Raw genomic sequence first — 25,744 nt, 5'->3', positions numbered from 1 at the left:
CTGATTTTTTGCGTTGATGACCTCCAAACCCCTCGGTAAGCTCATTGCCATTGGCGGCAACGAAGACAAGGGCACCTACCCGAATCCTCGTACCAAGAAGAAATACTACCTCAACTTTTTCGAGTTGGGCATCCTGAAACGGGTCGTGCTGGAATCCGGCAAAGAAGACCCGCGCATCGAGGTGATTACCACCGCCTCCATGATTCCGGAAGAGGTAGCCCGTATCTACCTGTCCTCGTTCACGATGCTCAATTGCAACAACGTGAACATTATGGATATCCGCACGCCCGAGGATGCCCGCCAGCCGCAGTACCTGGAGCGCCTGCGCCAGGCCGACGTGGTGATGATGAGCGGCGGCAACCAGTCGCGCCTCACCCAGATGTTCGGCGGCTCGGAGTTTCTGCAGATTCTGAAGCAGCGCTATTACGAGCAGCCCAACTTCATCATTGCGGGCACCTCAGCCGGCGCCATGGCCATGTCCAAAACCATGATCAAGGGCGGCAGCGTGCCGGATGCGCTGATGAAAGGCGCTGTGAAGATGGGCCCCGGCCTGGGTTTGATCGACAGCGTAGTGATTGACTCGCACTTTGTGAAGCGCGGCCGGTTCGGGCGCATCATCGAGGCCGTGGCGCTGCACCCCAAGCTGATTGGCATCGGACTGGGCGAGGACACCGGCGTGCTCATCACCGAAGGCAACCAGATGGAAGCCATCGGCTCGAACCTGGTGGTTATCATGGACGGGCAGAAGCTGGAGCACAACAACGCGCCCGCTTCCAAAAAGGGCGAGGCCATTTCCATCGAGAGCATGCTGCTGCACGTGCTCGTGAAGGGCAACCTCTACGACGTACAGCAGCGCGAGTTCTACCCCGACCTGAAGCTACGCCAGCAGGCCGCCGAATCGGTGCAACTCACGGCCGGCCGGGACGCCAACGCCCCGGCAGCCGCGCCAAACGGTATTTAACTGCCTGTAAAACAAGCAAAAGCCCCTTTCAAACCAAGCGTTTGAAAGGGGCTTTTGCGTTGAATTCGACTACTTGGCCTACTCCTTATATATATAGGCGCGAAAAGCTGCCGTCCGGCTAGTCTTTGTAGATGCCCAGGTAGAAGTCAGAACCGGCGCTTACGCTGCCGCGGTACATGCCGTCGGAGTTGAAGGGCAGGGCCAGGTTGCCGGCGGCATCCACCGCTACCAATCCTCCCTCCCCGCCCACGGGCGCCAGCTTGTCGTGCACCACCACGCGGCAGGCTTCGGCCAGACTCAGGCCCCGGTACTCCATCAGGCAGCTGATGTCGTGGGCTACCACCGCGCGCAGGAAAAACTCGCCATGCCCAGTGCAGCTGATGGCGCAGGTGCGGTTGTCGGCGAAGGTGCCGCTGCCGATGATGGGCGAGTCGCCGATGCGGGAGTAGCGCTTGTTGGTCATGCCGCCGGTGCTGGTGGCGGCGGCCAGGTTGCCGTGCTGATCAAGGGCGACGGCGCCCACGGTGCCCATTTTCTTTTTCGGGTCTTCGTGGGTGGCCGGCGCGCCGGCGGCGGGCTGGGCCTGCGAGTGGTCGAGGCGCATGCGGCCTTCCTGCAAGGCTTCCTGCAGCTGGTCGTAGCGGTGCTGGGTGAAAAAGTACTCGGCGGGCTGCAGCGGCAGGCCGTGCTCCCGGGCCAGCTCGTCGGCGCCGGGGTAGGCCAGCAGCACGTGGTCGGTGTGCTCCATCACGAGGCGAGCCGCCCGGATGGGGTTCTGCACGGCGCGGGCGCCGGCCACCGCTCCGGCGGCGCGGTTGCGGCCGTCCATGATGGCGGCGTCCATTTCGTGGTGGCCATCGTGGGTGAAGACGGCGCCGCGACCGGCGTTGAAGAGCGGGCAGTCTTCGAGGCTGCGCACGGCGGCTTCCACGGCATCGAGGGCGGGGCCGCCCTGGCGCAGCACCGCGTGGCCGGCCTCCAGGCTCTGGCGCAGGGCCGCCAGGTAGGCCTGTTCTTTTTCGGGCGTCATGAGCTGGCGCGAAATCGTGCCGGCTCCGCCGTGGATGGCCAGGGCAAAGGGAATGTTCATGGGCAGGCGAGAGAAAATAAATGTGGGAGCGTAAGGCAAAGGTACGTAGGGCGCTGCGCCTTGAGCGTGCTAAGGCGGGTAGCCGGAACCCATTTTTTTTCGTACGTTTGATCTACTGTTTTCACCCCTCCAAAATATTACCCTTATGGCTTACGATGCTACCGGCCGCCTGCACGAAATCTTCGATGAACAGCAGGTGAGCGAGAAATTCCGCAAGCGCGAATTCGTGCTGGAAGTTGTAGATGGCCAGTACCCTGAGCATATCAAGTTCCAGTTGGTGCAAGACAAAACGGCTCTCATCGACCCCTACAAAGTGGGCGACGAGGTGAAGATTGCCTTCAACCTGCGCGGCCGCGGCTTCAACAAAAACGGCCAGATGCTGTATTTCACCAACCTGGAAGCTTGGCGCATTGAGTCGGCTGCCGGTGGCGCTTCGGCTCCGCAGGGTGGTGGCTACCAGCAGGCTGCTCCCCGGGCCGCTGCTCCCGCACAAAACCAGAACCCGAACCTGCGCGCCTCCTCGGCTCCTATTGCCTCAGACGACGACAACGACCTGCCGTTCTAATCAGCACCTGTTTTGTCAGACTGAATGCCGCTTCCTACCCGGAAGCGGCATTTTTTGTGAACTGCAGTTTGCCGCGCTTCCAATAGCTCCGGATAAGCTCTCGGAAAAACGGCTTTGCTCAGGCCGCCGTATTGTGGGGCAACACGGCCGGAAAATGCCTCCCGGTCCGGAGGATTTGTTTGGCTATCAGCCGGCAATCATGTCGGCAAAACTTCTGCAGGCATTTTTGTCGTTAGTAGAGAATCCGCCGCCGAGTTATTGATTGTATACTTTCCCGTTTCCCTGCCCATGGTCGTTTTTTCCCTCCTTCCGCTCCGGCACAAAACGGCCCTGGTCACGGGAGCTACCTCGGGCATTGGGCTGGTAACGGCCCGCGAGCTGGCCCGGCAGGGTGCCCGCGTTATCCTGGTAGGCCGCAACCCCGACAAAGCCGAGCGAGCCCGCGCCGCCATCCTGGCCGCCGTGCCCGAGGCCGCGCTCGACGTGCGCCTGTTCGATCTGGCGCTACTGAGCAACGTGCGCACTTTGGCCGCCGAAATTCAGCGCGACTACCCGCAGCTGGATATCCTTGTCAACAACGCGGGCATCATGCCTGGCCCGCTCACAGTTACGGCCGAGGGGCACGAGCTGAGCTGGGCCACCAATCATCTGTCGGTGTTCATGCTGACCAACCTGCTGTTGCCGCTGCTGGTGGAAGCCGAGGCCGGGCGCATCGTGACGGTGGCCTCGGAGGCGCACTGGCTGGGCGAAATTGAATACTCGCAGGAAGCCCGCAACGCCCCCGACAACTACAGCTGGCTCACGGCCTACGCCGACTCCAAGCTGGCCAACATCCTGTTCACCACCGAGCTGGCTCACCGCTTGGAGCTGACCGGCGTTACGGCCAACTGCCTGCACCCGGGCATGGTGGATACCGGCTTGGTGCACGCCGGCAGCTCCTGGGGCATGAAGGCGCTATGGTATCCGGCCAAGCCATTTATGATTTCGCCGGAGCAGGGCGCGCGCACCAGTCTCTATCTGGCCACGGCACCGGAAGTGGCCCGCGTGAGTGGGCGCTATTTCAAAAACACCCGGCCCGGCCGCTGCTCGGCCCGCTCGCAAAGCCGCCCCGATGCGTCGCGCCTATGGCGGATTTCAGAAGAAGAAACGGGCGTGAGCGTGTAACAAGAGCTCCAGGATTTTCTTACCCCCTCGTATTTGTTATGCTTGCGGCTGGACGCTTGCAGCCACGTATCATATCCCAGGCATCATGACTGAACTAGAACAACTTATCCGGCAGGGCGAAGGCGAGCAGCTGGAATTCAAGAAGAAGACCACGCACCCGTCGCGCATCTCGCGTACACTAGTGTCGCTGGCCAACACGCACGGCGGCCGGGTGCTGGTGGGCGTGGAGGACGACGGCCGCATTGTGGGCGTGCGCGACGCCGAAGAGGAAATCTACCTGCTGCGCCAAGCGGCCCGGCACTACGTGGAGCCGGCCCTGACCCTGCAGATCCGGGAAGTGGAGCACGACGACCTGACGGTGCTGGTGGTGACGGTGGCCGAAAGCCCGCACAAGCCGCACCGCGCCCAAGTGGCCGACGGCGACTGGCGCAGCTACGTGCGCGTGCGCGACGAAAGCGTGCAAACCAGCCAGCTCACCGAAAAAGTGCTGGAGCGCCACGACCCGCTGGACATGCCGCGCCTGGAAAAGATGCCCCTCAACCGCGAAGAGCTGGCCGTGCTCGACTACCTGCAGAACAACCCGCGCCTAACGCTCAACCAGTACATGAAGCTGCTAAACCTGGGCCGCCGCCGCGCCTACCGCACCCTCATCAAGCTCACGCTTCACGGCTACATCAAGCACCACGACAAGGAAAAAGAGGTGTATTACACGCTGTAGTACCCTGTCATTCTAGGCCGCTCGAAAAATCTGAGTTTGTTCCGACAGCAATAGCCAGATTCCTCGCTCCGCTCGGAATGACAGATTATACTGGCTCTAGCAAGTCCCAGAGGTTGCCGTACAAATCACTGAACACCAGCACCCAGCCGTACGGCTGCTGCACAGGCGGGCGCACAATGCGCACCTGCGCGGCCAGCAGGCGCTGGTAGTCGCGCTGCAGGTCGTCGGTGTAGAGGAACAGTGCCACGCGGCCGCCGGTCTGGCTGCCGATGCAGTACATCTGCTCCGGCGTGGCGGCCTGCGCCAGCAGCAGCTCGGCGCCGCCGGAACCGGGCGGGGCCACGCGCACCCAGCGTTTCTCGTCGCTGAGGCGGGTATCTTCAAGGAGGCGGAAGCCCAGCTTCTGGGTGTAAAACGCAATGGCTTCGTCGTATTCGGCTACCACGAGCGTGACAAGGGCGAGGCGCTGGGCCATTGGGCAAAGAAATGAGGTAAAACAAAAGAGGTTCGTCTGTGGCAGACGAACCTCCTGGTGCATTAGTCCTGCTGGCGGGCCTTCAGGGCTTTCTTTTCTTCCTTGGCGGCCTTTTTCTCTTTGGTCGTCTTGGTGGGTTCTTTCTTCTTTTCCTTGCGGGGTTCTTGGGCTTTGGCCATGATGAATAGCGGAATTAGGGGTGAGGACTTGCTGAAATAACGCAGCCGGCGGCCGGCGTGTTGCCCGAAGGCCGGCTAGCCGGCCAGCTGCGGCAGGTAGCGTTCCTGCAATATATGCAGATGATGCGCTTCGTGCCCGGCTAAAATGTAGGCCAGGGCCCGCACGCTCACGGGCTGGCCGCTGGCCGTGCCCTGCCGGCCCACCATTTCGGCCGTCACCGACTCCAGCAAACTCAGCGAAGCCGCCCGCACAGTGTCGTACTCGCGCAGAATATCAGCCAGCGGGCGGGCGTCGGCGCCGGAGGCCGGCACGTAGTCGTCCTGGTCGAAGCCGGGCAGCGGGGTGGTGTCGGCGCGGGCGATACGCAGGGCGCGGTAGGCGAAGATGCGCTCGGTATCAACCATATGCACCAGCGACTCTTTGATGCTCCACTTGCCGGGGGCGTAGCGCAGCAGCGCCTGCTCCTCGGTGAGGCCCGCCAGCAGGCGGCGCAGCTCCTGCGGCTGGGCGCGCAGCGCGGCCAGCGGGTCGCCCGGAATCAGCCGGACGTAGGTGTGGTAGAACGGGGCGTACTCGGTGGCGGCGGGCGGGGTGCTGAACGGGTTCATGGGGCAAACGTAGGTATTTTTCGGGTTTGCGCTGGTCGGGCTATAACTCACTTTGGCGCGGCTTCGTACAGGCACTACATTTCAATTTTCTCTGCCTTATGTCTTCTCTTCTCGAAAAAGGACTTTCGATTTCCAAAAACGCCGTTTTCAGCGTGTTTCTGAACCGCGCCGGCAAGCTGCTGGGCCGCCCGTTTAAGGTGGTGATGGTGCTCAACGAAGTAGCCAACAAGCTCGCCAGCAAAGAATCCGGCGACAACAAGTTCAAGCAGGTATTCGACGTGGGCCGCACGCTGGTGCGCCTCGTGCGCAACTACGTGAGCGGTGATTACCGCCAGGTGGAAACCAGCACCGTGGTATCGGCGCTGGGCGTGCTGCTCTACACCCTTTCCCCCGTGGATCTGGTACCCGATTTCATCCCTGTAGTCGGCTTCCTCGACGATCTGGCCCTTATCAGCTGGTTTATTGAGAAGTTCCAGGGTGAGATTCTGCGCTTCCGCGAGTGGGAGAAAACCCACGCCGCCGAAGAAACCAACGACATTCCGGCTGCCTCGGCTAAGCCAACCTACGCCGCTTCCAACACCAACACCGAAAATGCCCCCGCCGTGGCGGAAATGGGCCACTCCTAAGAATCACGGATTTTCCGCGGATTTCACGGATTTTGTGGACGATTACCTTTGCAGCGCCCGGCCTTTGGCCGGGCGCTTTTTTTGTCTGGCCACTGCGCCGTGTCCGGCGAAATAACGTCTGCATTCAAACCGCCGGAGCCGTACTTTTGCCTTCCACCTTATTCCCCCCCCTACCCCATAGCTATGCTTCCAACTCTCCGCCAGGCGCTGCTGGCTCTGCTGCTGCTCACGCTCGCGGCGCCGGCCCGCGCCGATGAAGGCATGTGGCTGCCGCTGCTGCTCAAGCAGCTCAACGAGGCCGACATGCAGAAAAAAGGCCTCAAGCTCACGGCCGACCAGATTTACAGCATCAACCAGGGCAGCCTCAAGGATGCCGTGGTGCAGTTCGGCGGCGGCTGCACCGGCGAAATCATCAGCAACGAGGGCCTGCTGCTCACCAACCACCACTGCGGCTACGGCCAGATTCAGCAGCATTCGTCGGTGGAGAATGACTACCTGACCAAGGGCTACTGGGCCATGGACCGCAGCCAGGAGCTCACCAACCCCGGCCTCACGGCCACCTTCATCATCCGGATGGAAGACGTGACCGGGCAGGTGCTGGCCGGCGTGCCGACCCGCAACATTGCCGAGGCCGACCGCGAGAAGCTGGTGCAGACCAACATCCAGCGCATCAGCCAGGCCGCCGTGCAGGGCACCCACTACCAGGCGTTTATCCGGCCGTTCTACAACGGCAACGAATACTACATGTTCGTGACCGAGGTGTTCCAGGACATCCGGCTGGTGGGCGCCCCGCCGAGCAGCATCGGCAAGTTCGGCGGCGACACCGACAACTGGGCCTGGCCCCGCCACACCGGCGACTTCAGCATCTTCCGCATCTACGCCGGCCCCGACAACAAGCCCGCGCCCTACTCGGCGCAGAACGTGCCATTCAAGCCGCGCCACCACCTGCCCATCTCGCTGGCCGGCGTGCAGCCCGGCGACTTCACGCTGGTGTTTGGCTTCCCCGGCCGCACCAACGAGTACCTTACCAGCTGGGGCGTCGATGAGGTGTATTCCGTCTCGAACCCGGCGAAAATCAAGGTGCGCGACGCCCGCCTGCGCGTGCTCGACGCCGACATGAAGGCCTCCGACAAGGTGCGCATTCAGTACGCCGCCAAGTACGCCGGCATTGCCAACTACTGGAAAAAGTGGATTGGCGAAAACCGCGGCCTCAAGAAGCTGGACGCCGTGCGCGTGAAGCAGGAGCAGGAAGCCCAGTTTCAGCAGTGGGCCAGCGCCGGCGACGAAGCCCGCCGCGCCGCCTACGCGCCCCTGCTGCCGGCGCTGCAGCAGCAGTACGCCACCGTGCGCGACTACACCCTGGCCCGCGACTACGTGACCGAAGCCGCCATGGGCGTGGAGCTGCTGGCCTACGCCAACAGCCTGCTGCCACTGGCTGAAATGGTGGACAAGAAAGTGCCCGCCGCCGAGCTGGCTGCCGCCGTTGACAAAGCCCGCGGCGGCACCACCAACTTCTTCAAAAACAGCACCCTGGCCACCGACCAGAAGGTGGCCGCCGCCCTGCTGCCGCTCTACGCCAACGGCACGCCGCCCGCGCTGCTGCCCGCCTACGTGAAAACCCTGCAGCAGCAATACGCCGCCAAAGGCGGCTGGAACGCCTACGTAGCCCAACTCTACGCAAAGTCGCGCCTGACCAGCAACGAAAGCGCCCAGGTCGTGCTCAACGAGGTAGCGAAAGGCAACGCCCGCGCCCTGCTCGATGACCCGGCCGCGCAGCTGGCCGCCGCCATCATCGGCAACTACCGCACGGCCATCCTGCCCACCTACACCGCCGCCACCGACCAGATTGCGCTGCTTCAGCGCACCTATGTGGCCGGCCTGCGCCAGCAGCAAACCACCCGCAAGTTCTACCCCGACGCCAACTCCACCCTGCGCGTGGCTTACGGCCAGGTGCAGCCCTACGCCCCCGCCGATGGCACGAAGTACGACTTCTACACCACCCTCGACGGCATCATGGAGAAGGCCGACCCCACCAACCCCGATTTTGAGGTGCCGGCCCGCCTCGCGGAGCTGTACAAAAACAAGGATTTCGGCCCCTACGCCTACAAAGGCACCGTGCCCGTGGCTTTCATTGCCACCAACCACACGACAGGAGGCAACTCCGGCTCGCCCGTCATTAACGGCCGCGGCGAGCTGATTGGCACCAACTTCGACCGCAACTGGGAAGGCACCATGTCCGACATCATGTTCGACCCCGACCGGGTGCGCAACATCACCCTCGACGTGCGCTACATGCTGTTCGTAGTCGATAAATTCGCCGGCGCCGGCCACCTCGTCAAGGAAATGACGCTGGTCGGCGGCACCTCCGACGGGGCTACTCCAACCGAGGGCAAGAAGGCGAAAAAGGTGAAAGTGAGGAAAAAGGAAAAGGCAGACGCCTAACCTTCGCCTGCTTCGCTATCCGGATACCCGGCCGTACATTCGGCCGGGTATCTTTTTTATACATGACTATCACCAACCTATTTCCGGCGCTGCAGGCTATCTACCGCGACTTGCAGCAGCCAAGCAGCGCCGTAGAGCTGCGTTACTCTGCCACCACTGTCACGCTCCATTCGCCGGCCGACAGACTACTGTCAAAGCAAGTACAGGAGGTGATTCTTGTCGTCGTTTTGGTGGTCATGGCTGGTGTTTCCTTTTATTCTGGCAGCTACTTCGTGCTGCTCTGGGCTGCGGCGCTTGGCGCCTGGCATTGGTACAAGGGCCACAAGGATCAGCACGACTTCAATGTGCTACGCTTTCAGAATACCCTTATACTGGATGTAACCGAACGGCAGGTCCGCATCGAGTACCACAATCCGCACTATCAGGAGCAGGTGCAGGCGCAGGAAACGCTGAAGTTTGACGACATCCTGCAAGTGGGAGTGCGCATCAGGAAAACCCGGATTGGTAGTGAACTGCCTGATTTAGGGCAGCTGTATCTTTCGCTGGCGGACGGTTCAGACATCTATGTGGCCGAACTGGTAGACGAGCGGATTGCCCATAATCTGGCGCACGTTTTTCAGCAGCTGCTCGGGCTGTCCACGCAGCTGTGGCGCGAGAAGCCCTGGTACCGGCCCTAGTGGTGCTGGTCTGGTGGCCCAGTTCATAAGGAGATGGACGGCTGATTTGCGCGCAAGCCTGTAGCTTTAAGCACTGCCTCATGTCTCTTCCGCCTTCCTGTCGTGCTCCGATTCTTGCTTGCAGCCACATTGCTGCTTCCGGCCTCCTCAGTGCCCGTCCAACTCCCGCCGCCGCCTTCTGCCGCGGCGGCCACCACCTTGCTCCTGCTCCGCCCCACCGCCGTCTTCGATGGTGAAACGCTACACCCCGGCTGGGCGGTGCTGGTGGAAAACGACCGGATCCGGGCCGTGGGTCCGGCCGCGCAGCTAACCGCCCCGGCCGGCGCCCGCACGCTGGAGCTGCCGGGCCTCACGCTGCTGCCGGGCCTCATCGAAGGCCACAGCCACCTGCTGCTGCACCCCTACAACGAAGCGCCCTGGAACGACCAAGTGCTGCTGGAATCGGAGGCGTTGCGCGTGGCCCGCGCCACCGCCCACGCCCGCGCCACGCTGGCCGCCGGCTTCACCACCACCCGCGACCTGGGCTCGGAAGGCGCCGGCTACGCCGATGTAGGAGTCAAGCAAGCCATTGACCTGGGCCTGATTCCGGGGCCGCGCGTGCTGGTGGCCACCCGGGCGCTGGTAGCCACCGGCTCCTACGGCCCCAAGCTCTCGGCCAACGTGGACGTGCCCCAGGGCGCGCAGGAAGCCGATGGCCCCGAAGGCGTGGTGCGGGCCACCCGCGAGCAAATCGGCAAGGGCGCCGACGTTATCAAGGTGTACGCGGATTACCGCTGGGGCAAGGACGAGCCCAGCCGCCCCACCTTCTCGCAGGAAGAGCTGAACCTGATTGTGCAGACCGCCAACAGCGCCGGCCGCCCCGTGGTAGCCCACGCCAGCACGCCCGAAGGCATGCGCCGCGCCACCTTGGCCGGCGTCCAGACCATCGAGCACGGCGACGGCGGCACGCTGGAAGTGTTCCGGCTGATGAAGCAGCGCGGCGTGGCCCTCTGCCCCACCGTGGCCGCCGGCGACGCCACCGCCCAATACAAAGGCTGGCGCAAAAACCAGGACCCCGAGCCCGACCGGATTCAGCAGAAGCGCCAAAGCATGAAAGCCGCCCGCCAAAGCGGCGTACTGCTGGCCTTCGGCGGCGACGTCGGCGTATTCGCCCACGGCGACAACGTGCGCGAAGCCGAACTGCTGGTGCGCGAATACGGCTTCACGCCGCTGGAAGTACTGCGCGGCTTCACCAGCAATAACGCCCGCATCTTCCAGTTCCCCGACCGTGGCCGCCTGCAGCCCGGCCTCCTCGCCGACCTCGTGGCCGTACAGGGGGACCCTACCCAGGACGTGGCCGCGCTGCGGCAGGTGAAGCTGGTGCTAAAAGGCGGCGTGGAAGTGAAATAATCCAACACACTATGCAGCCATTGCCCCAACTGATCCAGAATTCACTGCCCTACTTCGTACCGGAAGACGCAACGGAAGACAGTGTACATACCACTTTACTTGCCGATAATATACCAGATGCTTTAGCCACTCAGCTTGTGCTGTTCATTCCCCTTGCTTTTGGCAGAGCTTTCCTTCAAAAATTTCCTTTGGAATTTCCTCCCACATTCACCTTGCAATACTCAAACGGGGAAGTTGTCAAGGACTTGCTATTTGCCGATGAACCTGTATATCTCGCAGCAGCCAGAGTTGCGGAAGATATTATTGGAAAGGGCGCGTGGTCAGAAACCTTCCATTTCGAAGTTGCTGCGTGGAGTCCTGAAGTAGATGCTTTTAGTCAGGCTCTTGTGGAAGGTTTTAACCCCGAAACCATTTCCCTGAGTGCCCTACACATATTTGGAGACATTGGCCCGCGCCCTGCCCAGGCTGACTGAATAGCAGCGAACCTATGGCCGTTCTATCCCCAACTCCTGCAGCTGCCCGGCGTACTGGTTATAAATCACGCGCAGGTCGTTGGCGTGTTTGTCGGCGTCTACCCCGATGCTGACATTGCTGGTGTGGAAGCGGTGCAGGTGGCTGATGTGGGGCGAGAGTACCGGCAGGTGTCCGGCCAGCAGAAACCGCACATAGAGGTCCAGGTCTTCGGCCATAGTGATTTCCTCGCTGTAGCCGCCCACTTCCTCGAACAGCGCTCGGCTGAAGCACACGTTGCCCTGGATGAAGTGCTCGGCCCGGAAGATGGCGCGCAGCATATCGGTGGGCGTCTCAAACTTCCAGGCGTAGTAGTCTTCGCCGGGCATATAGCGCTTTTCTTCGTCTACGCGCAGGAAATCGGCCACAAACCAGGCCTGGCCGGGGTGGCGCTGCACGAGGTCGGCGTAGTTGTGGAGGCAGCGCTGCAGCAGCAGGTCGTCGTCGTCGAGGGGTACCAGCCAGCCGTCGGCGGGCGTGTCCTGGATGAGCAGGTTGCGGGCCGGTCCGGGCAGCAGCTTGGTGGCCTGGCTGACGACGCGCACCGGTGCGCCGTCGGAACTGGCAGCCTCGCGCAGCCAGGCGGCAGTATCATCGGTGGAGGCGTTTTCGCAGATCAGGTGCTCGAATTCAAAGTCCAGGGGAGCCGAAACGGTAGCCCGGACGCTGGCCACGGCTTCGGGCAGAAACTGGCGGCGGTTGTGGGTAGGCGTAATAATAGTGAAGCGCATGGAATGGGTGTGCAGAAGCAAAAGGTGCGTTGGTTATTCCGGCTGCGGCCCAAAAAAGTTGCCGCCACAAGCATTCTTCCTCAACTCCCACCGGCTGCGCGGCGTTACGGGCCTATCCTTATCTTGCTGTTTGTTCCGGCCCGGTTTATGCGTAGCGGCCACCTGACCTTTCGATCTTGCCTAGTTTCTTCATGACGCGTTTTATTCGGCTTTCGGCCGCTGCCCTGCTGCCAGCCGTAGCGCTGGCCGCCGCTACTACTTCTCCGGCCCCGGCCGCCGACCGCATCACCACCGAGCAGCTCCTGAGCCGCCTCACAGCTTCCATCGAAAACCTGAAGACCCTGCGCTGCAACGTGCGGGCTCAGGAGCGGCTGGAGGGCGGCAAGTACCAGCAGGCCCGCACTGCTATGAAAATGACTTTCGGGCCGTTGCGGGTGTATCTCAAAAACGCCAAAGGCATTGAGGTACTGTGGGTGACGGGCCAGAATGACGGCGACGCCTGGGTGTACCCCAACAGCTTCCCCTACGTGACCCTGAGCCTCGACCCTGTCGGCGCGGTGATGCGCAAAAACCAGCACCACAGCGTGCTGGATGCCGGTTACGGCACCATCACCGACCTCATCAAGGGCTCCAGCCAGCGCCGCGACCACAGCTTCGAGCGTAGCTTCCGCTACGCCGGCGACACCACCGTGGCGGGCCGCCCCTGCTACATACTGCGCGCCGATTTCCCGCAGTTCCGCTACGTGCCCTACAAAGCCGTGGCCGGCGACACGCCCGAGCGCATCGCCGACAAGTTCGGCTGCGGCGAGTACCGCATAATGGAGCGCAACAACCTCGACCCCGGCGAAAAAGTAGCCGCCGGCCGCACGCTGCAGGTGCCCAATAGCTACGGCCGCCGCACCCTCGTCTGCGTCGATCAGAAACTGATGCTGCCCCTGGTCGTGCAGGTCCACGACGACAAAGGCCTGTTCGAGAAATTCGAGTTCAGCGACGTAGTAGCCAACCAGCCCATTCCAGCAGCAGAGTTCACCAAAGACTTTCCGGGCTACAAGCTTTAATCACGGATTTAGCCGGATTTGTCGGATTGCACGAATTTTGCAGCCGATTGAAAATAAAAAGAGGCTTGCCAATTGGCAAGCCTCTTTACGTTATATCCGGGCCACCGCGAGTTTGCGCCGTCCACAAAATCCGTGCAATCCGACAAATCCGGCTAAATCCGTGATTCTAGCGGCGCATCGCCTTTTCAATCTCATCCCACATCGGGGCCGGAATGGCTTCTAGCTTGTTGAATTCGCCGGCGCCGTTCAGCCACTCGCCGCCGTCCAGGGTAACCACTTCGCCGTTCATGTAGGCCGAGAAGTCCGACACCATGTAAGCGGCCAAGTTAGCCAGCTCCTGGTGGTCGCCGACGCGCTTGAGGGGCACCGAGGCAGCGGGGTCGAGCTTTTTGGCCAGCGGCTCCGGGAACAGGCGGCTCCAGGCGCCTTCCGTCGGGAACGGGCCGGGGGCAATGGCGTTGGAGCGGATGCCGTACTTGGCCCACTCCACAGCCAGCGAGCGGGTCATGGCCAGCACGCCGGCCTTGGCGGCGGCCGACGGCACCACGTAGGCCGAGCCCACCGAGGCGTAGGTGGTCACGATGTTGAGGATGGTGCCGGGCTTCTTGTCGGCAATCCAGCGCTTGCCAAACGCCAGCGTGCAGTTGTAGGAGCCGCGCAGCACAATGTCCACAATCACGTCGAAGGCCTTGTGGCTGAGACGCTCCGTGGGGCTGATGAAGTTGCCGGCCGCATTGTTGAGCAGCACGTCCACGCCGCCAAAAGTGTCGATGGTTTTCTGTAGCAGGGCTTCTACTTCGTCGTATTTGCGCACGTCGCACTGCACGGCCAGCACATTCTGGTTCTGGGTTTGCTCGCGCAGTTCGGCAACGGTTTTCTCCAGCACGTCCATCTTGCGGCTGCTGATGACCACATTGGCGCCCAGCTGCAGAAAATAGGTGGTCATGGCCCGGCCCAGGCCAGTGCCGCCGCCCGTCACGACGATGGTTTTGCCTTGGAGTGCGTTGTCGCGGAGCATGGGTTGGGCGTAGGGATGAGCTGACATAAGGCGAAAGGGTGGAAAGGGAAGAAAAGAAAGAATAACCTGGCTGCAGCAGATAAAACAAGTCCTGAACGGCCCAATATTAGAAAATACTAATTTTCAATACCGGTCCTGTCTTGTTTTTTCTGCCAACCAGCTGGCAAGTTCAAAAAAACTCCTAACATAGCCCCGGGTGCCTGGCTTCGGCAGGCCATCTGCGTACCGTTCCGACCCTGTGCGCAGGAAATTTCCGCACCTTTACCCCCGAATGGCTGACTCTTCCAACTTTCTTCGCCCTGTTCCCACAACCGTTGCTGTTCTCGGCTGCGGCTGGCTTGGGCTCCCCCTGGCAAAAGCGCTGGTGGCTGAGGGCTACGCCGTGAATGGCTCTACCACCACCCCCACCCAAATGCTCGCGCTACGCGACGCCGGCATCCGACCGTACCTGCTGCGCCTGGGCCCCGAGTTCTCCCAGACCGACGCCGACTCGCTGCACGCGCTGCTGGCCGGTGTGGATGTGCTGGTGCTGAACGTGCCGCCCCGGGCGGCCGCTGCCGGGGCCTATCCAGCGCTGCTGCGCCCAGTGGGCTCGGCGGTGGCGGCGGCTGGCGTGCGGCACGTGCTGTTCGTCAGCTCCACCGGCGTCTATCCCAACGAAAACCGCGTCATGCGCGAATCTGACGCCGTTTCGTCGCCAGATGCACCGGTTGATCTGCTGCGGGCCGAAGGTCAGTTTACGCCCCGCTGGGGGCAGTGGCTGACCACGGTGGTGCGCCTGGGTGGCCTGTTCGGCCCCGACCGGCCACCGGGCCGCTTCCTGGCGGGCCGCCACAATCTGCCGCAGGGCGAGGCTCCCGTCAACCTGATTCATCTCGACGACTGCATTGGGCTGCTGCAGCACATCATCCGGGAGAAAGCCTGGGGCTACACCTTCAACGCCTGCGCCAGCCAGCACCCCTCGCGCAGCACGTTCTACACCGCCGCCGCCGCCCACATGGGGTTGCCGGCCCCCACATTTCAGCCCGAAGACGCCAGCCCAGGCGGCAAAACCATCGACAGCTCGCTGCTGCGCGAAACCACCGGCTACCAGTTCCGGCACGACGACCTGCTGGCTGCCCTGGCCTCCTGCTGATCACGGATTGACGCGGATTTTAGCGGATTTCACGGATTTTGTGGACGAGATAATAAAAGACGAGATAATAAAACAAGAGAGGCTTGCCAACCGGCAAGCCTCTCTTGTGTGGCCGTAACGGCGAACCTGTCAGTGCCGTCCACAAAATCCGACCAATCCGAAAAATCCGGCTAAATCCGTGAGTAGCTTTGCAGCGTGAACGACTTGAATTCGACGGTGGCGGTGCTGGGGGGTGGGGCCGCTGGCTTTTTTGGGGCCATTGCCTGCGCCGAGGCCAACCCGCGTCTGACGGTGATGCTGCTGGAAAAAACCGGTAAGCTGCTGAGCAAAGTGCGGATTTCGGGCGGTGGGCGCTGCAACGTCACGCACGCCGCCGATACGCCCGCCCAGCTCGTGCAGCATTACCCGCGCGGGGCCAAGCAGCTCAAGGAGCCCTTCCGGCAGTTCGATGCCCAAGCCACCATTCAATGGTTTGCACGGCGCGGCGTCCAGCTCAAAACGGAGCCCGACGGCCGCATGTTTCCCGTCACCGACTCGTCGGAAACCATTGCGCAGTGTCTGCTCGATGCCGCCCGGCAGGCCGGGGTGCGCATCCTTACCCAGACTTCGCCCGAGCGGATTGAGGTGCTGCCGGCCGGTGGCTTCTGCCTGCACCTCACAGGCGCCCACGCCGGCGAAATGCGGGTAGGCCGGCTGCTGATAGCCACTGGCGGCGCCCCCAAAACCGAGCAGTACAACTGGCTGCGCGAACTGGGCCACGGCATTGCCGAGCCGGTGCCCAGTCTGTTCACGTTCAACGTGCCGGCCTCGCCGCTGCGCGAGCTGCCGGGCGTGAGCGTGCCGCTGGCGCGAGTGCGGGTAGCGGGCGAGAAGCTCGAATACGAAGGCCCGGTGCTCGTGACGCACTGGGGCATCAGCGGCCCGGCTGTGCTCAAGCTCTCGGCCTGGGGCGCGCGCCGCCTGCACGAGCTAAGCTACCAGAGCACGGCCCTCATCAACTGGATTCCCACCCACACCGAAACCACCCTCCGCGCCTTCCTGCACGAATACCGCGAGCAGCACGGCCGCAAGGTGGTGGCTTCCAACCCGCTGTTCGGACTGCCCCAGCGGCTCTGGCGTACCCTCACCGACCAGGCCGGCGTGGAGCCCGAAGTACGCTGGAACGAGCTGCCGGCCAAGCCGCAGAACCGCCTCATCGAAGCCCTGCTGAACACGGCCCTCACGGTGCGGGGCAAGACCACTTACAAAGATGAATTCGTGACCTGCGGCGGCGTGCTGCTCAGCGAAATCAACATGAAAACCATGGAAAGCCGCCGCGTGCCGGGCCTGCACTTTGCCGGCGAAGTACTTGATATCGACGGTATTACCGGCGGCTTCAACTTTCAGGCCGCCTGGACGACCGGTTACCTTGCCGGCCAGGCCATGAGCCGCCCGGCATCCGAGGAAGCGTAGTCCGACGCAACCCCGCGCCGTGGTTGGGAGTACAAGACAGCATTCATCCCTGTTTTACCACCCCCAACCTAACTACCTTCCCCATGGACGCTAAAGTAATGCAAGCCGGCCTCAACGAACTGATTGAAACGCTGAAGGATGGCCAGAAAGGCTACGCCGAAGCCATGACCGACGTAGAGGACGCCGACCTGAAAGAGACGTTCAAGAAATACGCCGCTCAGCGTTCTTCCTATATCACCGAGCTGGAAGACCAGATGCACAAGCTCAACCTGCACCCCGAGGAAGAGTCGTCCATCACCGGCACCATTCACCGCGCCTTCATCAACCTCAAAGGCCTGGTAACCAGCAAAGACCGCCACAGCATTCTGGCTGAGTGTGAGCGGGGCGAAGACTACGCCAAGGGCGCTTACGAGAAAGCTCAGAAAATACAGGACATTCCAGCCGACCTCAAAGCCATCATCACGAAGCAGGCCGCAGGCATCAAGCAGGGCCACGACGAAATCCGTGACCTGCGCGACGCAGCCAAGAAATAATCGCTGATTTGCGCTAATTGAGGTTGATTTCGCAGATTTCAACTTCGCCCGTACGAAAACAGCCGCTTCCATTCGGAAGCGGCTGTTTTGCATTTAGGACCGTTCGAGGCAGGAGCAGCGAGCCGCAAAACCAACGATACTACCTATTCAGGCACTACAAGCCTCAACAAACGCAAAAGCGCCACCCCGAAATGGAGTGGCGCTTTTGGTGTATCAGTCAGATCAGGTTGGAATCCGTGTAATCCGACGGCTCCGCCTGAATTCGTGATTTAGTCGTCGCTGCGCTTGCCTTTGTAGCCGCCGCCGTAGCTGCTGCCACCTTCGCGGCGGTTGCCACCGCCGTAGGAGCCGCCGCCGTAGCTACCGCCACCGCGGTTGCCACCATAGGAGCCGCCACCGCGGTTGCCGCCGTAGCTGCTGCCACCTTCCCGACGGTCGCCGTAGCTACCGCCGCGGTTGCCGCCGTAGCTGCCGCCGCCTTCGCGACGCTCACCACCGCCGAACCCACCCGGGCCCCGACGAGGACGCTCGCCGCCGAAGCCGCCGCGGTTACCGCCTTCCTGCTGCGCGTCGCCTTCCTGGCGGGGCGTAGCAATGTTGAAGGCTACCGGACGACCCTGGATGGAGCTGCGGCCGAGCTGGCTCACCACTTCTTCCACGAACTCATTCGGTACTTCCACGAAGCTGAACTTGTCGTAGAGGGCAATGTCGCCGACTTTGCTGGCCGTGAGGCTGGTGTTTTCGGCAATCAGGTCCACGATGTCGCGGGGGTGCAGACGGTCCTTCTTGCCCATCGTCACGAACAGACGGGTGAAGCCGGCGCGGGCGGCACCCTGGGTACGACTGGCGTCGAGGCTTTCCTGGGCGCGCTTGTCTTCCTTCATCGTCATCTTGAGCAGGGCGGCGGCTACGTCCAGCGACGTGATGCCATCCTCCTGGTCCTGGTCGATAAGGCGCTGCACGCGGGCCACGTACTTGTCGAGGTTGCCTTTCTCAATCACCTCCTTGATGGAGTTGAGCATCAGCGTGGTTTTCACCTCCGACACATCTTCGAAGGACGGCACGCGCTCCTGCTTGATGGTGGCTTTGGTGAAGCGCATGATGTCGCGCAGCTTGTAGATGTCGCGGCCGCTCACGAAGGTGAAGGCCTTGCCCTGCTTGCCGGCGCGGCCGGTACGGCCGATGCGGTGCACGTAGTATTCCTCGTCGGCGGGCAGGTCGTAGTTTACTACCACTTCCACGTTGTCCACGTCGATACCGCGGGCGGCTACGTCGGTAGCTACCAGGATTTCGAGGGTACCTTTGCGGAATTTATCGAGCGTGTTCTGGCGCTGCTGCTGGCCCATGTCGCCGTGCAGACCTTCGGCGAAGTAGCCTTTGGCTTGCAGGTCGCCCACAATCTCGTCGACCATGCGCTTCGTGTTGGCGAAGACGATGCCCGACTTGATGTTGTACATGTCGATGAGACGGGTCAGCACGTCTTTTTTCTGCGGACCGCGCACCTCGAAGTAGCTCTGCTCGATGTTGGTAACCGTCATTTCCTGATGGTTCACCTTCACGATCTGCGGATCCTTCTGGTAGCGCTTGGTCATCTCCATGATCGGCTTGCTCATGGTAGCCGAGAAGAATACCGTCTGGCGGTCTTCGGGCATTTTCTTGAGCACCGTCTCGATGTCGTCGCGGAAGCCCATGTCGAGCATTTCGTCGGCCTCATCGAGGATGATCATTTTGCAATGCTCCAGCTTGAGCGTACCACGCTCGATGTGGTCCATTACGCGGCCGGGGGTACCAATTACGATCTGCACGCCACGCTCTAGGGCGCGGAACTGCCGGTCGTACGAGGAGCCACCGTAGATGGGCACCACGGCCAGACCACGCTTGTATTTACCCAGTTTCTGGATTTCGCCCGAAACCTGCACCGCCAGCTCGCGGGTGGGGCAGAGCACGAGGCACTGCACTTCGCGCGAATCGGTGTCGATGCGCTCAATGGCGGGGATGGAGAAGGCGGCGGTTTTGCCGGTGCCGGTCTGGGCCTGGCCGATTACGTCGCGGCCCTGGAGCAGGACCGGAATGCCGGCGGCCTGGATGGGGGATGCTTCTTCGTAGCCAACTTCGGTGATGGCACGCTGCATTTCTTCAGAGAGGGTCAGCTCGCTGAACTTGGTCTTAACGGTTTCGTTTTCCATGTCAGTGTTGATGGAGTGGAGTGAATAGCTCTGAAAACAGCGGATTCAGCGACGCTCTTCTCTCCCACTCAACACAACGACAAGTGACGGAAGCAACGGACGGAAGACAAAGCCGGCCCAACAAGTTTCTTTAAGGCAGCTCACAAGCTGCGCGGAACGTGGCCGTTCTCAAATGCGGCTGCAAAGGTACGGAGAATAATCGAGGATTGTATCTAACACTTATAAGAACGTCATGCTGAGCTTGCCGAAGCATCTCGCGTGCTGACGTTAAATTACTACTCATGTGTCAGCACGCGAGATGCTTCGGCAAGCTCAGCATGACGTTCTGAAATTGCCTGTTCCGGGGAAAGCAGGCATAAAAAAAGCAGGCTCCCCGGGGGAACCTGCTTTTCTAAGTATCCGAAAAGGAAACGGACTAAGCCAGCTTCACTTTTACAGCATTCAGACCTTTGCGGCCCTGAGCAATTTCGAATTGAACTTTGTCGTTGTCGCGAATCTCGTCGATGCACTCCGTAACGTGAACGAAGATGTCTTCGCCGGTGCCGTCAACTTTGATGAAGCCGAAACCTTTGGTTTCGTTGAAGAATTTTACAGTTCCTGTCTGCATGGTACTTGTGATGATGGATGGTTCTGTAAGAAAAGCAGTACGAAACGCTGCTTTCCCCTTCTCATCGAAAGTACTCAACAGGCCTGTGGTAGCCACCATTCTTAAACTGTGTCAAAGATAGCGGAAGTTTTGAGTTTCGCTCATCTCAAGCCAAGAACTTGTATATAGCCGCCGACAAGTGGAGTTTCAGAAGCGCCGGTTTCAACGTTCCTTTACGGCCGTCAACCCGCTGCCTGCCATGTCTACGCCCGCTTTCCGCTTTTCGTACCTGCTCACCGTCCAGCCCGAAGACATCGACGAGCTGGACCACGCCAACAACGTGCAGTACGTGCGCTGGGTGCAGGACACGGCCGCCGCGCACTGGCACACCGCCTACCCACCCACCGACGGCCACTCCTTTATCTGGGTGGTGCGGGAGCACCGCATCCGCTACCACCACCCGGCCCTGCTGGGCGAGCAGCTGCGCTGCACCACCTGGATTGGCGAGGTGCGCGGCGCCCAGAGCCAGCGCTTCGTGCGCATCGAGCGGGCCGAGGATGGCAAACTACTCTGCGAAGCCGAGACGCAGTGGGTGCAGCTGGACCCGCACACCAAGCGCCCGGTGCGCGTGACGCCGGAAATGATTGAGCGGCTGTGGGGGGCGGTGTGAGGCAAATTACCAGCGAATCATTCTGATAAATTGTCTGAACTTCTCTATTACAGCCTCAGCAGGGTAGTACCGCACAAATTCTGGTTTTTGATAAGGCTTGGCAAAGTATTTAAACTCCCATTTCTGCCTATAATAATCGAATACTATGTGTAATGCTTCTCTATCTAGGCTGTGTCTGAAAAGTGATGCTGCAAAATACGGCGGATACAGGCCAGCGAGGCCATGCTGAGGAAATGGGCGTCGTGTTTCTCATAGCGCGTGGCCACGCGGCGATGTTCTTTGAGCGAGCCAAAGAAGCGTTCCACCACATTGCGCCGCGCATAGCGAGTTGGCTCGATTCGGGGTGGCCGTCCTCGCCGCCGACAGCGACGGCCTGCGGCTGGTTGCCGACGTGGAATGACGGCCCGGATGCGACGACGACGGAGCCAGTGGCGAATGTGGACCGCGTCGTAGCCGCGGTCGGCCAGGAGTTGACGTGGGCGTCGACGCACCCGCACCTGTTCACAAAGCGGTTCAAACTGGGGCCCATCATGCCGCTGGCCGGCCGACAGATGCAGGGCCAGCGGCGTACCCGCGCCATCACAGACTACATGCAGCTTGCTGGTCAGCCCGCCGCGGCTGCGCCCGAGGCACTGGGCTTTTTTTTCGTGCCGCCCGCCGCACTTTTGGTGGCCCGCACCGTGGTCGAATCCACCAGCCACGTGTCCAGGTCTAACAAGCCGGCCGCATCCAGGCGCAGGCGTAAGCGGTGCAACACCCGCTCGAAGGTGCCATCAGCGGCCACCGGCGAAATCGTTCGTACGCCGTTTGCCAGGGGCCGTAGCGTGCTGGTAAATCCCGCCAGGGCGCTCCGGTGCATAGGATCCAGAGTAAGGCATTCCATTGCTGGCGGTCATCGCGCCGGGGGCGCCCCAGACGTTGTGGGGGCAATTCGCTTTCCACCGCGGCCCATTGGGCATCTGTTAACTCATACCGTGCTGCCATACCCTAAGATACATAACACCCCTTTTCAGACACAGCCTAGTTTGATGTCGGGATAAATACTGATAATCAGTTTATCTAAGGACGTGAATGCATATAGTCTTGTAGAAAGTGAGGATGCGTTTATCAACTGCACGAGTTCTAAAATCGGCTCAAGCTTTCTGCCACAGCGCACACCATCGATGTAGTGGCTTTCAATCGATTTCCAAGACTTCGCACTTGTCATAATTGGTTCGTAATTATTGTCCTCTAGGTCATTGCCACACAAGCTAAGAATAGGTTCCGTTTCCACCCTACTATCAGGTAAGCTATTAAGATAGTTCGTATTCTCCCCTTCTCCCCAATGCCCGCCACCTTCCGCATCTACTCTTCTTCTGCCGGCTCCGGCAAAACGTACCAGCTGACCAAGGAGTACCTGAAGCTGGCGCTGGGCAGCGAGGACCCGGCGTATTTCAAGCAGGTGCTGGCCATTACGTTCACCAACGACGCGGCCGGCGAGATGAAGCAGCGCATCATTGGGGCGCTGCGCAAGTTTGCCTACCCTAAGGCGGGCGAAACTGACGCGCTACTGGCCGGAGTGGCCGAGGAGCTGGCCGCCGAAGGGCTGCTGCCGCGCCGCACTGAAACCGCCGAGGAGCGCCAGGAGGAAGTGCGCCGCCGGGCCCGCGAAACCTTCCGGCTGGTGCTCTACCACTACGCCGACTTTGCGGTGAGCACCATCGACTCGTTTGTGCAGCGCATCGTGACGGCCTTCACGCGGGAGCTGGAGCTGCCGGCCACGTTTGAGGTGGAGCTGGACACCGACGCCGTGCTACAAACCGCCGTGGCGGCCCTGCTCGACAAGGTGAACCGCGACCCGAACTCGCAGCTGCTGGCCCGTACCCTCACCGAATACGCCCTCAGCCGCGCCGACGAAGGCAAGAGTTGGAACAACCTGCCCGACGAGTTGGCCGGCTTCGGGCAGTTCCTGTTCAACGAAACCGTGCACGAGGCCGTGGCGCAGCTCCAGACGCTCACGCTCCAGGACTTCCGCCGCCTGCACGACACCATGCGCCAGCGCCGCGAAGCCATTGAGAACCTGTTCCGGGAAGTGGGCACGCTGGCCACCGAGGCGCTGGCCGAAGCCGGCGTGACGGACGCCGACCTCTACCAGGGCCGCAGCGGCATCTTCGGGTACGCCACCAAGTGGGAGGAGCGCCTGCTGCCCGACAAGGAAGCCAACTCCTACGTGCGCACCACCCTCGACCAGGACAAGTGGTACAGCGGCAAGGTGAAAACCGCCGCCGACCGCCAGCGCGTGGACGCCGCCAAGCCCGTGCTGCAAACCGCCTACGACCAGTTTGAGAAGCTGCGCGATGTGCTGCTGCCGCAGTATCTGCTGCTCACGGCCATGCAGCCCTACCTGTTTCATGCCTCGCTGCTGAGCGAGCTGAACAAGATAGTGGAGCAGGTGAGCCGCGAGCGAAACGTGGTGCTCATCAGCGAATTCAACCGCCGTATTGCAGCCATTGTGCTGAAGGAGCCGGTGCCGTTTCTGTACGAGCGGCTGGGCGAGCGGTACGCGCACCTGCTGATTGACGAGTTTCAGGATACGTCGGTTCTGCAGTGGAACAATCTGCTGCCGCTGGTGGAAAACTCGGTGGGCAAGGACAACCTGAACCTGGCCGTGGGCGACGCCAAGCAGGCCATCTACCGGTGGCGCGGCGGCGAGATGGAACAGATTCTGCGCCTGCACCAGGGCGACACCGCCGCCCTGGCCGCCCGCGCCACCGAACCCGAAACCCGGCGCCTGCTGCAGGAGCGCTACCAGGGCCTACAGGGCCGCCTGGAGCCGAAGTCGCTGAACGTGAACTACCGCTCGGCGGCGGAAATCGTGGACTTCAACAACGAGTTCTTCGGCCACCTGCGCACCCAGCACCCCGATTTCGCGCTGGTGCAGGACCTGTTTGAGCCGGGGTTTAGGCAGACGGTGCCGGGCCGGACCTCACCCCCTAGCCCCCTCTCCCGTGCGCCTCACCCCCTAGCCCCCTCTCCAAAGGGAGAGGGGGAACTAGCTTTAGATTCTAGTTCTAAAAATTCATCAGGCTCCCCCCTCTCCTTTTCCGGAGAGGGGGCCGGGGGGTGAGGCGCCCGGCCGGGGGCTAGGGGGGTGAGGCCCAAGCGGCCGGCCACGTGGAAATCCTGTTCACGGGCAACGAGGCGCCGGCCCGGCCCTACCACGCGCACGACGGTACTTACGGCGTGGAGCCGCTGCCGGGCTACCTGCCGGAGGCCACCCTCGACTACGACGAAAGCACCCTCTACCTGACTCTGGCGCTGGTGCAGCAGGCTTTGCGCGACGGGTTCCGGCCGCGCGACGTGGCCGTGCTGAGCCGCACGCGGCGCGGTAGCCGGCTGGTGGCCAAGTTCCTGAAGGAGCGCGGCTACGACATTATTTCGGCCGATTCGCTGTCGTTGGAGTTTGCGGAGGTGGTGAACCTTCTGGTGGCCATCTACCGGGTGCTCAACCAGCCGGCCGACACGCTGGCGCGGGCCGAGGCGCTGCTGCTGCTCGACAAGGTGGTGCGGCGCGTGCCCCCTACCCCGGCCCGCGTGCGCCACTTGGCCAAGCTGGCCAATGCCGAATCGGCCGCCGACTTCTTTGAGGAATTCCGGACGCTGGGCTACGATCTGCAGGAGCAGGAAACCGGCAACCTGGGCCTGTATGAGCTGACCGAGCGCCTGATTGGGCTGTTTGGGCTGCTGGGCCGCAACGGGGAAAGCGAGTACCTGTTCCGGTTCCTTGACCTCACGCTGGAATACAGCCTACGCTACGGCAACAACCTCAACAACTTCTTGGCTTACTGGGAGCAGCGCAAAAGCAACCTCAGCATCAACGCCCCCGCCGGCCGCGACGCCATTACCATCACCACGGTACACAAGGCCAAGGGCCTGGCCTACGGAGTGGTGATTGTGCCCTTCGCCGACTGGAGCTTAGAGCCGCACCGGGGCACGCTGCTCTGGGGCCGCCTCAGCGAGGACGACAAGCCGGTGGCCGACATGCCGGCCGTGGCGGTGGTACCGCTCACCAAAAACCTGAGCCGCACGGCGCTGGCCGGGCAGTTTCTGCAGGAGCGCGAAAAGACCTTCCTCGAAGGCCTCAATATGCTATACGTGGCCCTCACCCGGCCCCGGCACCGGCTCTACATCCTCAGCAAACGCCCCGAGGCGCCCAAGAAAACCACCGACGACACCGCCCCGGAAGGACCCGCCAAAAACGTAGCCGAGCTGCTGCACAGCTACCTGAAACAGCAGCAGCTGTGGGCCGAAGAGCAGGTGTCGTTCGTGGTTTCGCAGGGCACGGCCGCCAAATCTGACTCGAAAAACGACCAGCCGACCACCCGCAACTTCTACCTCACCAACCTGGAAACCGCGCCCTGGGAAGAGCGGCTGCGTTTGCGGCGCCACGCCACCACCGTGTTCGATTTCGACCGGCAGGAACAGCTGGGAGAGTGGAACCGCAAGCTGCACTACGGCCTGCGCCGCCTGCTGCTGGCCGAGGACGTGGAGCGCGTAGGGCGGCAGCTGGCAGCCGAGGGCTTCATCAGTACCCGCGAGCGGCCGGCGCTGGAGCAGCGCCTGCAGCAGGTGGTGAAGCACCCCGAACTGGCCCGCTATTTCAGCGCCGACGTATCGGTGGAGACGGAGCGCGAAATTCTGGTGGGCGGCGTGAAGCGGCGCGACTACAAGCCCGACCGGGTGGTGTTTGAAACCCTCCCCGGCGCCACCGGCCGCGGCGAGGTGCGCGTGACGCTGCTCGATTTCAAGGTGCCGCCGCCCAGCCCCACCCACCGCCTGCCGCTGCAGCAGTACGCGCAGCTGTTCCGGCAGCTGGGCTACCGCGAGGTGGTGTGCGTGCTTTACTATTTCGGGTCGGAGGAAGTGGTGATGTTTTGATTGTAGCATAGGCTTCAGCCTGTGCCGGATGGAAGCGGCAAGCCCGGACTGTA

The 25,744-nt window shown here is 61.9% G+C and carries 22 protein-coding genes and 2 pseudogenes; 16 read left to right on the top strand and 8 right to left on the bottom strand.

Going from position 1 to position 25,744, the window contains the following annotated elements:
• Positions 1-16 precede the first annotated feature (16 nt).
• Entirely contained in the window at positions 17-961 is a 945-nt protein-coding gene (locus N008_RS16190; RefSeq protein ID WP_044017462.1) for a cyanophycinase, read from the top strand.
• Positions 962-1,079: 118 nt separating this feature from the next.
• Here N008_RS16190 and N008_RS16185 read toward each other — a convergent pair whose 3' ends face one another.
• A complete protein-coding gene (locus N008_RS16185; protein ID WP_044017461.1) occupies positions 1,080-2,051 on the bottom strand; it encodes an isoaspartyl peptidase/L-asparaginase family protein in 972 nt (323 codons plus the stop codon).
• Positions 2,052-2,196: 145 nt separating this feature from the next.
• Between N008_RS16185 and N008_RS16180 the strand changes: the two genes are divergently transcribed.
• From N008_RS16180 to N008_RS16170, 3 genes are all read left to right on the top strand, one after another.
• Positions 2,197-2,616 (top strand): DUF3127 domain-containing protein, encoded by a 420-nt coding sequence (locus N008_RS16180; protein ID WP_044017460.1) that lies wholly within the window; start codon positions 2,197-2,199, stop codon positions 2,614-2,616.
• A gap of 288 nt (positions 2,617-2,904) precedes the next feature.
• The gene (locus tag N008_RS16175; RefSeq protein WP_052381894.1) at positions 2,905-3,780 is read left to right on the top strand and encodes an SDR family oxidoreductase; all 876 of its coding nucleotides are present in this window, start codon (positions 2,905-2,907) and stop codon (positions 3,778-3,780) included.
• Positions 3,781-3,865: 85 nt separating this feature from the next.
• Positions 3,866-4,498 (top strand): helix-turn-helix domain-containing protein, encoded by a 633-nt coding sequence (locus N008_RS16170; protein WP_044017459.1) that lies wholly within the window; start codon positions 3,866-3,868, stop codon positions 4,496-4,498.
• Positions 4,499-4,583: 85 nt separating this feature from the next.
• Here the strand turns inward: N008_RS16170 and N008_RS16165 are convergent, their stop codons facing one another.
• Complete coding sequence (locus tag N008_RS16165) at positions 4,584-4,973, bottom strand: VOC family protein (protein WP_044017458.1); 390 nt, start codon at positions 4,971-4,973, stop codon at positions 4,584-4,586.
• Between the two features lie 254 nt (positions 4,974-5,227).
• Positions 5,228-5,761 carry a DinB family protein gene (locus N008_RS16160; RefSeq protein WP_044017457.1) on the bottom strand — a complete coding sequence of 178 codons (534 nt, stop codon included), beginning with the start codon at positions 5,759-5,761 and terminating at the stop codon, positions 5,228-5,230.
• A gap of 353 nt (positions 5,762-6,114) precedes the next feature.
• On the opposite strand from N008_RS16160, the pseudogene N008_RS24290 reads away from it, so the two are divergent.
• The 5 genes and pseudogenes from N008_RS24290 to N008_RS16135 form a co-directional block, all read left to right on the top strand.
• Positions 6,115-6,213: pseudogene (locus tag N008_RS24290) on the top strand (YkvA family protein); the annotation flags it as partial.
• Positions 6,214-6,570: 357 nt separating this feature from the next.
• Positions 6,571-8,829, top strand: a complete 2,259-nt coding sequence (locus N008_RS16150; RefSeq protein WP_044017456.1) for a S46 family peptidase — start codon at positions 6,571-6,573, stop codon at positions 8,827-8,829.
• 62 nt (positions 8,830-8,891) lie between these two features.
• Complete coding sequence (locus tag N008_RS16145; RefSeq protein WP_044017455.1) at positions 8,892-9,506, top strand: hypothetical protein; 615 nt, start codon at positions 8,892-8,894, stop codon at positions 9,504-9,506.
• Positions 9,507-9,656: 150 nt separating this feature from the next.
• Positions 9,657-10,895 carry a metal-dependent hydrolase family protein gene (locus tag N008_RS16140; protein WP_052381893.1) on the top strand — a complete coding sequence of 413 codons (1,239 nt, stop codon included), beginning with the start codon at positions 9,657-9,659 and terminating at the stop codon, positions 10,893-10,895.
• Between the two features lie 11 nt (positions 10,896-10,906).
• Positions 10,907-11,368, top strand: coding sequence for a hypothetical protein (locus N008_RS16135; protein ID WP_044017453.1), 462 nt, complete (start codon positions 10,907-10,909; stop codon positions 11,366-11,368).
• A gap of 12 nt (positions 11,369-11,380) precedes the next feature.
• Here N008_RS16135 and N008_RS16130 read toward each other — a convergent pair whose 3' ends face one another.
• On the bottom strand, positions 11,381-12,136 hold the full coding sequence (locus N008_RS16130; protein ID WP_044017452.1) for a glycosyltransferase family 2 protein: 756 nt from the start codon (positions 12,134-12,136) through the stop codon (positions 11,381-11,383).
• Between the two features lie 191 nt (positions 12,137-12,327).
• Between N008_RS16130 and N008_RS16125 the strand changes: the two genes are divergently transcribed.
• Positions 12,328-13,194: a DUF1571 domain-containing protein gene (locus tag N008_RS16125; RefSeq protein WP_044017451.1), complete on the top strand. Its 867-nt coding sequence runs from the start codon at positions 12,328-12,330 to the stop codon at positions 13,192-13,194.
• A 166-nt stretch (positions 13,195-13,360) separates the two neighbouring features.
• Here the strand turns inward: N008_RS16125 and N008_RS16120 are convergent, their stop codons facing one another.
• Positions 13,361-14,239 carry an SDR family oxidoreductase gene (locus tag N008_RS16120; RefSeq protein ID WP_044017450.1) on the bottom strand — a complete coding sequence of 293 codons (879 nt, stop codon included), beginning with the start codon at positions 14,237-14,239 and terminating at the stop codon, positions 13,361-13,363.
• Positions 14,240-14,576: 337 nt separating this feature from the next.
• On the opposite strand from N008_RS16120, the gene N008_RS16115 reads away from it, so the two are divergent.
• From N008_RS16115 to N008_RS16105, 3 genes are all read left to right on the top strand, one after another.
• Positions 14,577-15,347: an SDR family NAD(P)-dependent oxidoreductase gene (locus tag N008_RS16115; protein ID WP_197062877.1), complete on the top strand. Its 771-nt coding sequence runs from the start codon at positions 14,577-14,579 to the stop codon at positions 15,345-15,347.
• A gap of 195 nt (positions 15,348-15,542) precedes the next feature.
• Positions 15,543-16,799, top strand: coding sequence for an NAD(P)/FAD-dependent oxidoreductase (locus N008_RS16110; protein WP_316963293.1), 1,257 nt, complete (start codon positions 15,543-15,545; stop codon positions 16,797-16,799).
• Between the two features lie 83 nt (positions 16,800-16,882).
• On the top strand, positions 16,883-17,332 hold the full coding sequence (locus tag N008_RS16105; protein WP_044017448.1) for a PA2169 family four-helix-bundle protein: 450 nt from the start codon (positions 16,883-16,885) through the stop codon (positions 17,330-17,332).
• Positions 17,333-17,601: 269 nt separating this feature from the next.
• Here N008_RS16105 and N008_RS16100 read toward each other — a convergent pair whose 3' ends face one another.
• Both N008_RS16100 and N008_RS16095 read right to left on the bottom strand, forming a co-directional pair.
• On the bottom strand, positions 17,602-19,518 hold the full coding sequence (locus N008_RS16100) for a DEAD/DEAH box helicase (protein ID WP_044017447.1): 1,917 nt from the start codon (positions 19,516-19,518) through the stop codon (positions 17,602-17,604).
• A 415-nt stretch (positions 19,519-19,933) separates the two neighbouring features.
• Positions 19,934-20,125, bottom strand: a complete 192-nt coding sequence (locus N008_RS16095) for a cold-shock protein (RefSeq protein ID WP_044017446.1) — start codon at positions 20,123-20,125, stop codon at positions 19,934-19,936.
• A 238-nt stretch (positions 20,126-20,363) separates the two neighbouring features.
• Here N008_RS16095 and N008_RS16090 point away from each other — a divergent pair, with 238 nt between their 5' ends.
• Positions 20,364-20,774 carry an acyl-CoA thioesterase gene (locus N008_RS16090; protein ID WP_044018963.1) on the top strand — a complete coding sequence of 137 codons (411 nt, stop codon included), beginning with the start codon at positions 20,364-20,366 and terminating at the stop codon, positions 20,772-20,774.
• A gap of 164 nt (positions 20,775-20,938) precedes the next feature.
• On the opposite strand, the pseudogene N008_RS22435 reads toward N008_RS16090, so the two are convergent.
• Positions 20,939-21,758, bottom strand: a pseudogene (locus N008_RS22435) (IS5 family transposase).
• Between the two features lie 340 nt (positions 21,759-22,098).
• Between N008_RS22435 and N008_RS16080 the strand changes: the two are divergent.
• Both N008_RS16080 and N008_RS16075 read left to right on the top strand, forming a co-directional pair.
• Positions 22,099-23,880: a UvrD-helicase domain-containing protein gene (locus tag N008_RS16080; RefSeq protein WP_052381636.1), complete on the top strand. Its 1,782-nt coding sequence runs from the start codon at positions 22,099-22,101 to the stop codon at positions 23,878-23,880.
• Between the two features lie 47 nt (positions 23,881-23,927).
• Positions 23,928-25,691, top strand: a complete 1,764-nt coding sequence (locus tag N008_RS16075) for a 3'-5' exonuclease (protein WP_044017445.1) — start codon at positions 23,928-23,930, stop codon at positions 25,689-25,691.
• Positions 25,692-25,744 lie beyond the last annotated feature (53 nt).

This window comes from Hymenobacter sp. APR13, from assembly GCF_000737515.1.
Classification (GTDB): Bacteria; Bacteroidota; Bacteroidia; order Cytophagales; family Hymenobacteraceae; genus Hymenobacter.
The sequence above is the reverse complement of the archived record's forward strand: the minus strand, read 5'-3'. Positions and strand labels throughout refer to the sequence as shown.

Coding starts and splice junctions, on each gene's coding strand:
- N008_RS16170 (WP_044017459.1), top strand. CDS start 3,866: ATGACTGAACTAGAACAACTTATCCGGCAGGGCGAAGGCGAGCAGCTG.
- N008_RS16095 (WP_044017446.1), bottom strand. CDS start 20,125: ATGCAGACAGGAACTGTAAAATTCTTCAACGAAACCAAAGGTTTCGGC.
- N008_RS16190 (WP_044017462.1), top strand. CDS start 17: ATGACCTCCAAACCCCTCGGTAAGCTCATTGCCATTGGCGGCAACGAA.
- N008_RS16180 (WP_044017460.1), top strand. CDS start 2,197: ATGGCTTACGATGCTACCGGCCGCCTGCACGAAATCTTCGATGAACAG.
- N008_RS16150 (WP_044017456.1), top strand. CDS start 6,571: ATGCTTCCAACTCTCCGCCAGGCGCTGCTGGCTCTGCTGCTGCTCACG.
- N008_RS16120 (WP_044017450.1), bottom strand. CDS start 14,239: ATGTCAGCTCATCCCTACGCCCAACCCATGCTCCGCGACAACGCACTC.
- N008_RS16100 (WP_044017447.1), bottom strand. CDS start 19,518: ATGGAAAACGAAACCGTTAAGACCAAGTTCAGCGAGCTGACCCTCTCT.
- N008_RS16185 (WP_044017461.1), bottom strand. CDS start 2,051: ATGAACATTCCCTTTGCCCTGGCCATCCACGGCGGAGCCGGCACGATT.
- N008_RS16175 (WP_052381894.1), top strand. CDS start 2,905: ATGGTCGTTTTTTCCCTCCTTCCGCTCCGGCACAAAACGGCCCTGGTC.
- N008_RS16105 (WP_044017448.1), top strand. CDS start 16,883: ATGGACGCTAAAGTAATGCAAGCCGGCCTCAACGAACTGATTGAAACG.
- N008_RS16080 (WP_052381636.1), top strand. CDS start 22,099: ATGCCCGCCACCTTCCGCATCTACTCTTCTTCTGCCGGCTCCGGCAAA.
- N008_RS16130 (WP_044017452.1), bottom strand. CDS start 12,136: ATGCGCTTCACTATTATTACGCCTACCCACAACCGCCGCCAGTTTCTG.
- N008_RS16145 (WP_044017455.1), top strand. CDS start 8,892: ATGACTATCACCAACCTATTTCCGGCGCTGCAGGCTATCTACCGCGAC.
- N008_RS16135 (WP_044017453.1), top strand. CDS start 10,907: ATGCAGCCATTGCCCCAACTGATCCAGAATTCACTGCCCTACTTCGTA.
- N008_RS16165 (WP_044017458.1), bottom strand. CDS start 4,973: ATGGCCCAGCGCCTCGCCCTTGTCACGCTCGTGGTAGCCGAATACGAC.
- N008_RS16090 (WP_044018963.1), top strand. CDS start 20,364: ATGTCTACGCCCGCTTTCCGCTTTTCGTACCTGCTCACCGTCCAGCCC.
- N008_RS16125 (WP_044017451.1), top strand. CDS start 12,328: ATGACGCGTTTTATTCGGCTTTCGGCCGCTGCCCTGCTGCCAGCCGTA.
- N008_RS16160 (WP_044017457.1), bottom strand. CDS start 5,761: ATGAACCCGTTCAGCACCCCGCCCGCCGCCACCGAGTACGCCCCGTTC.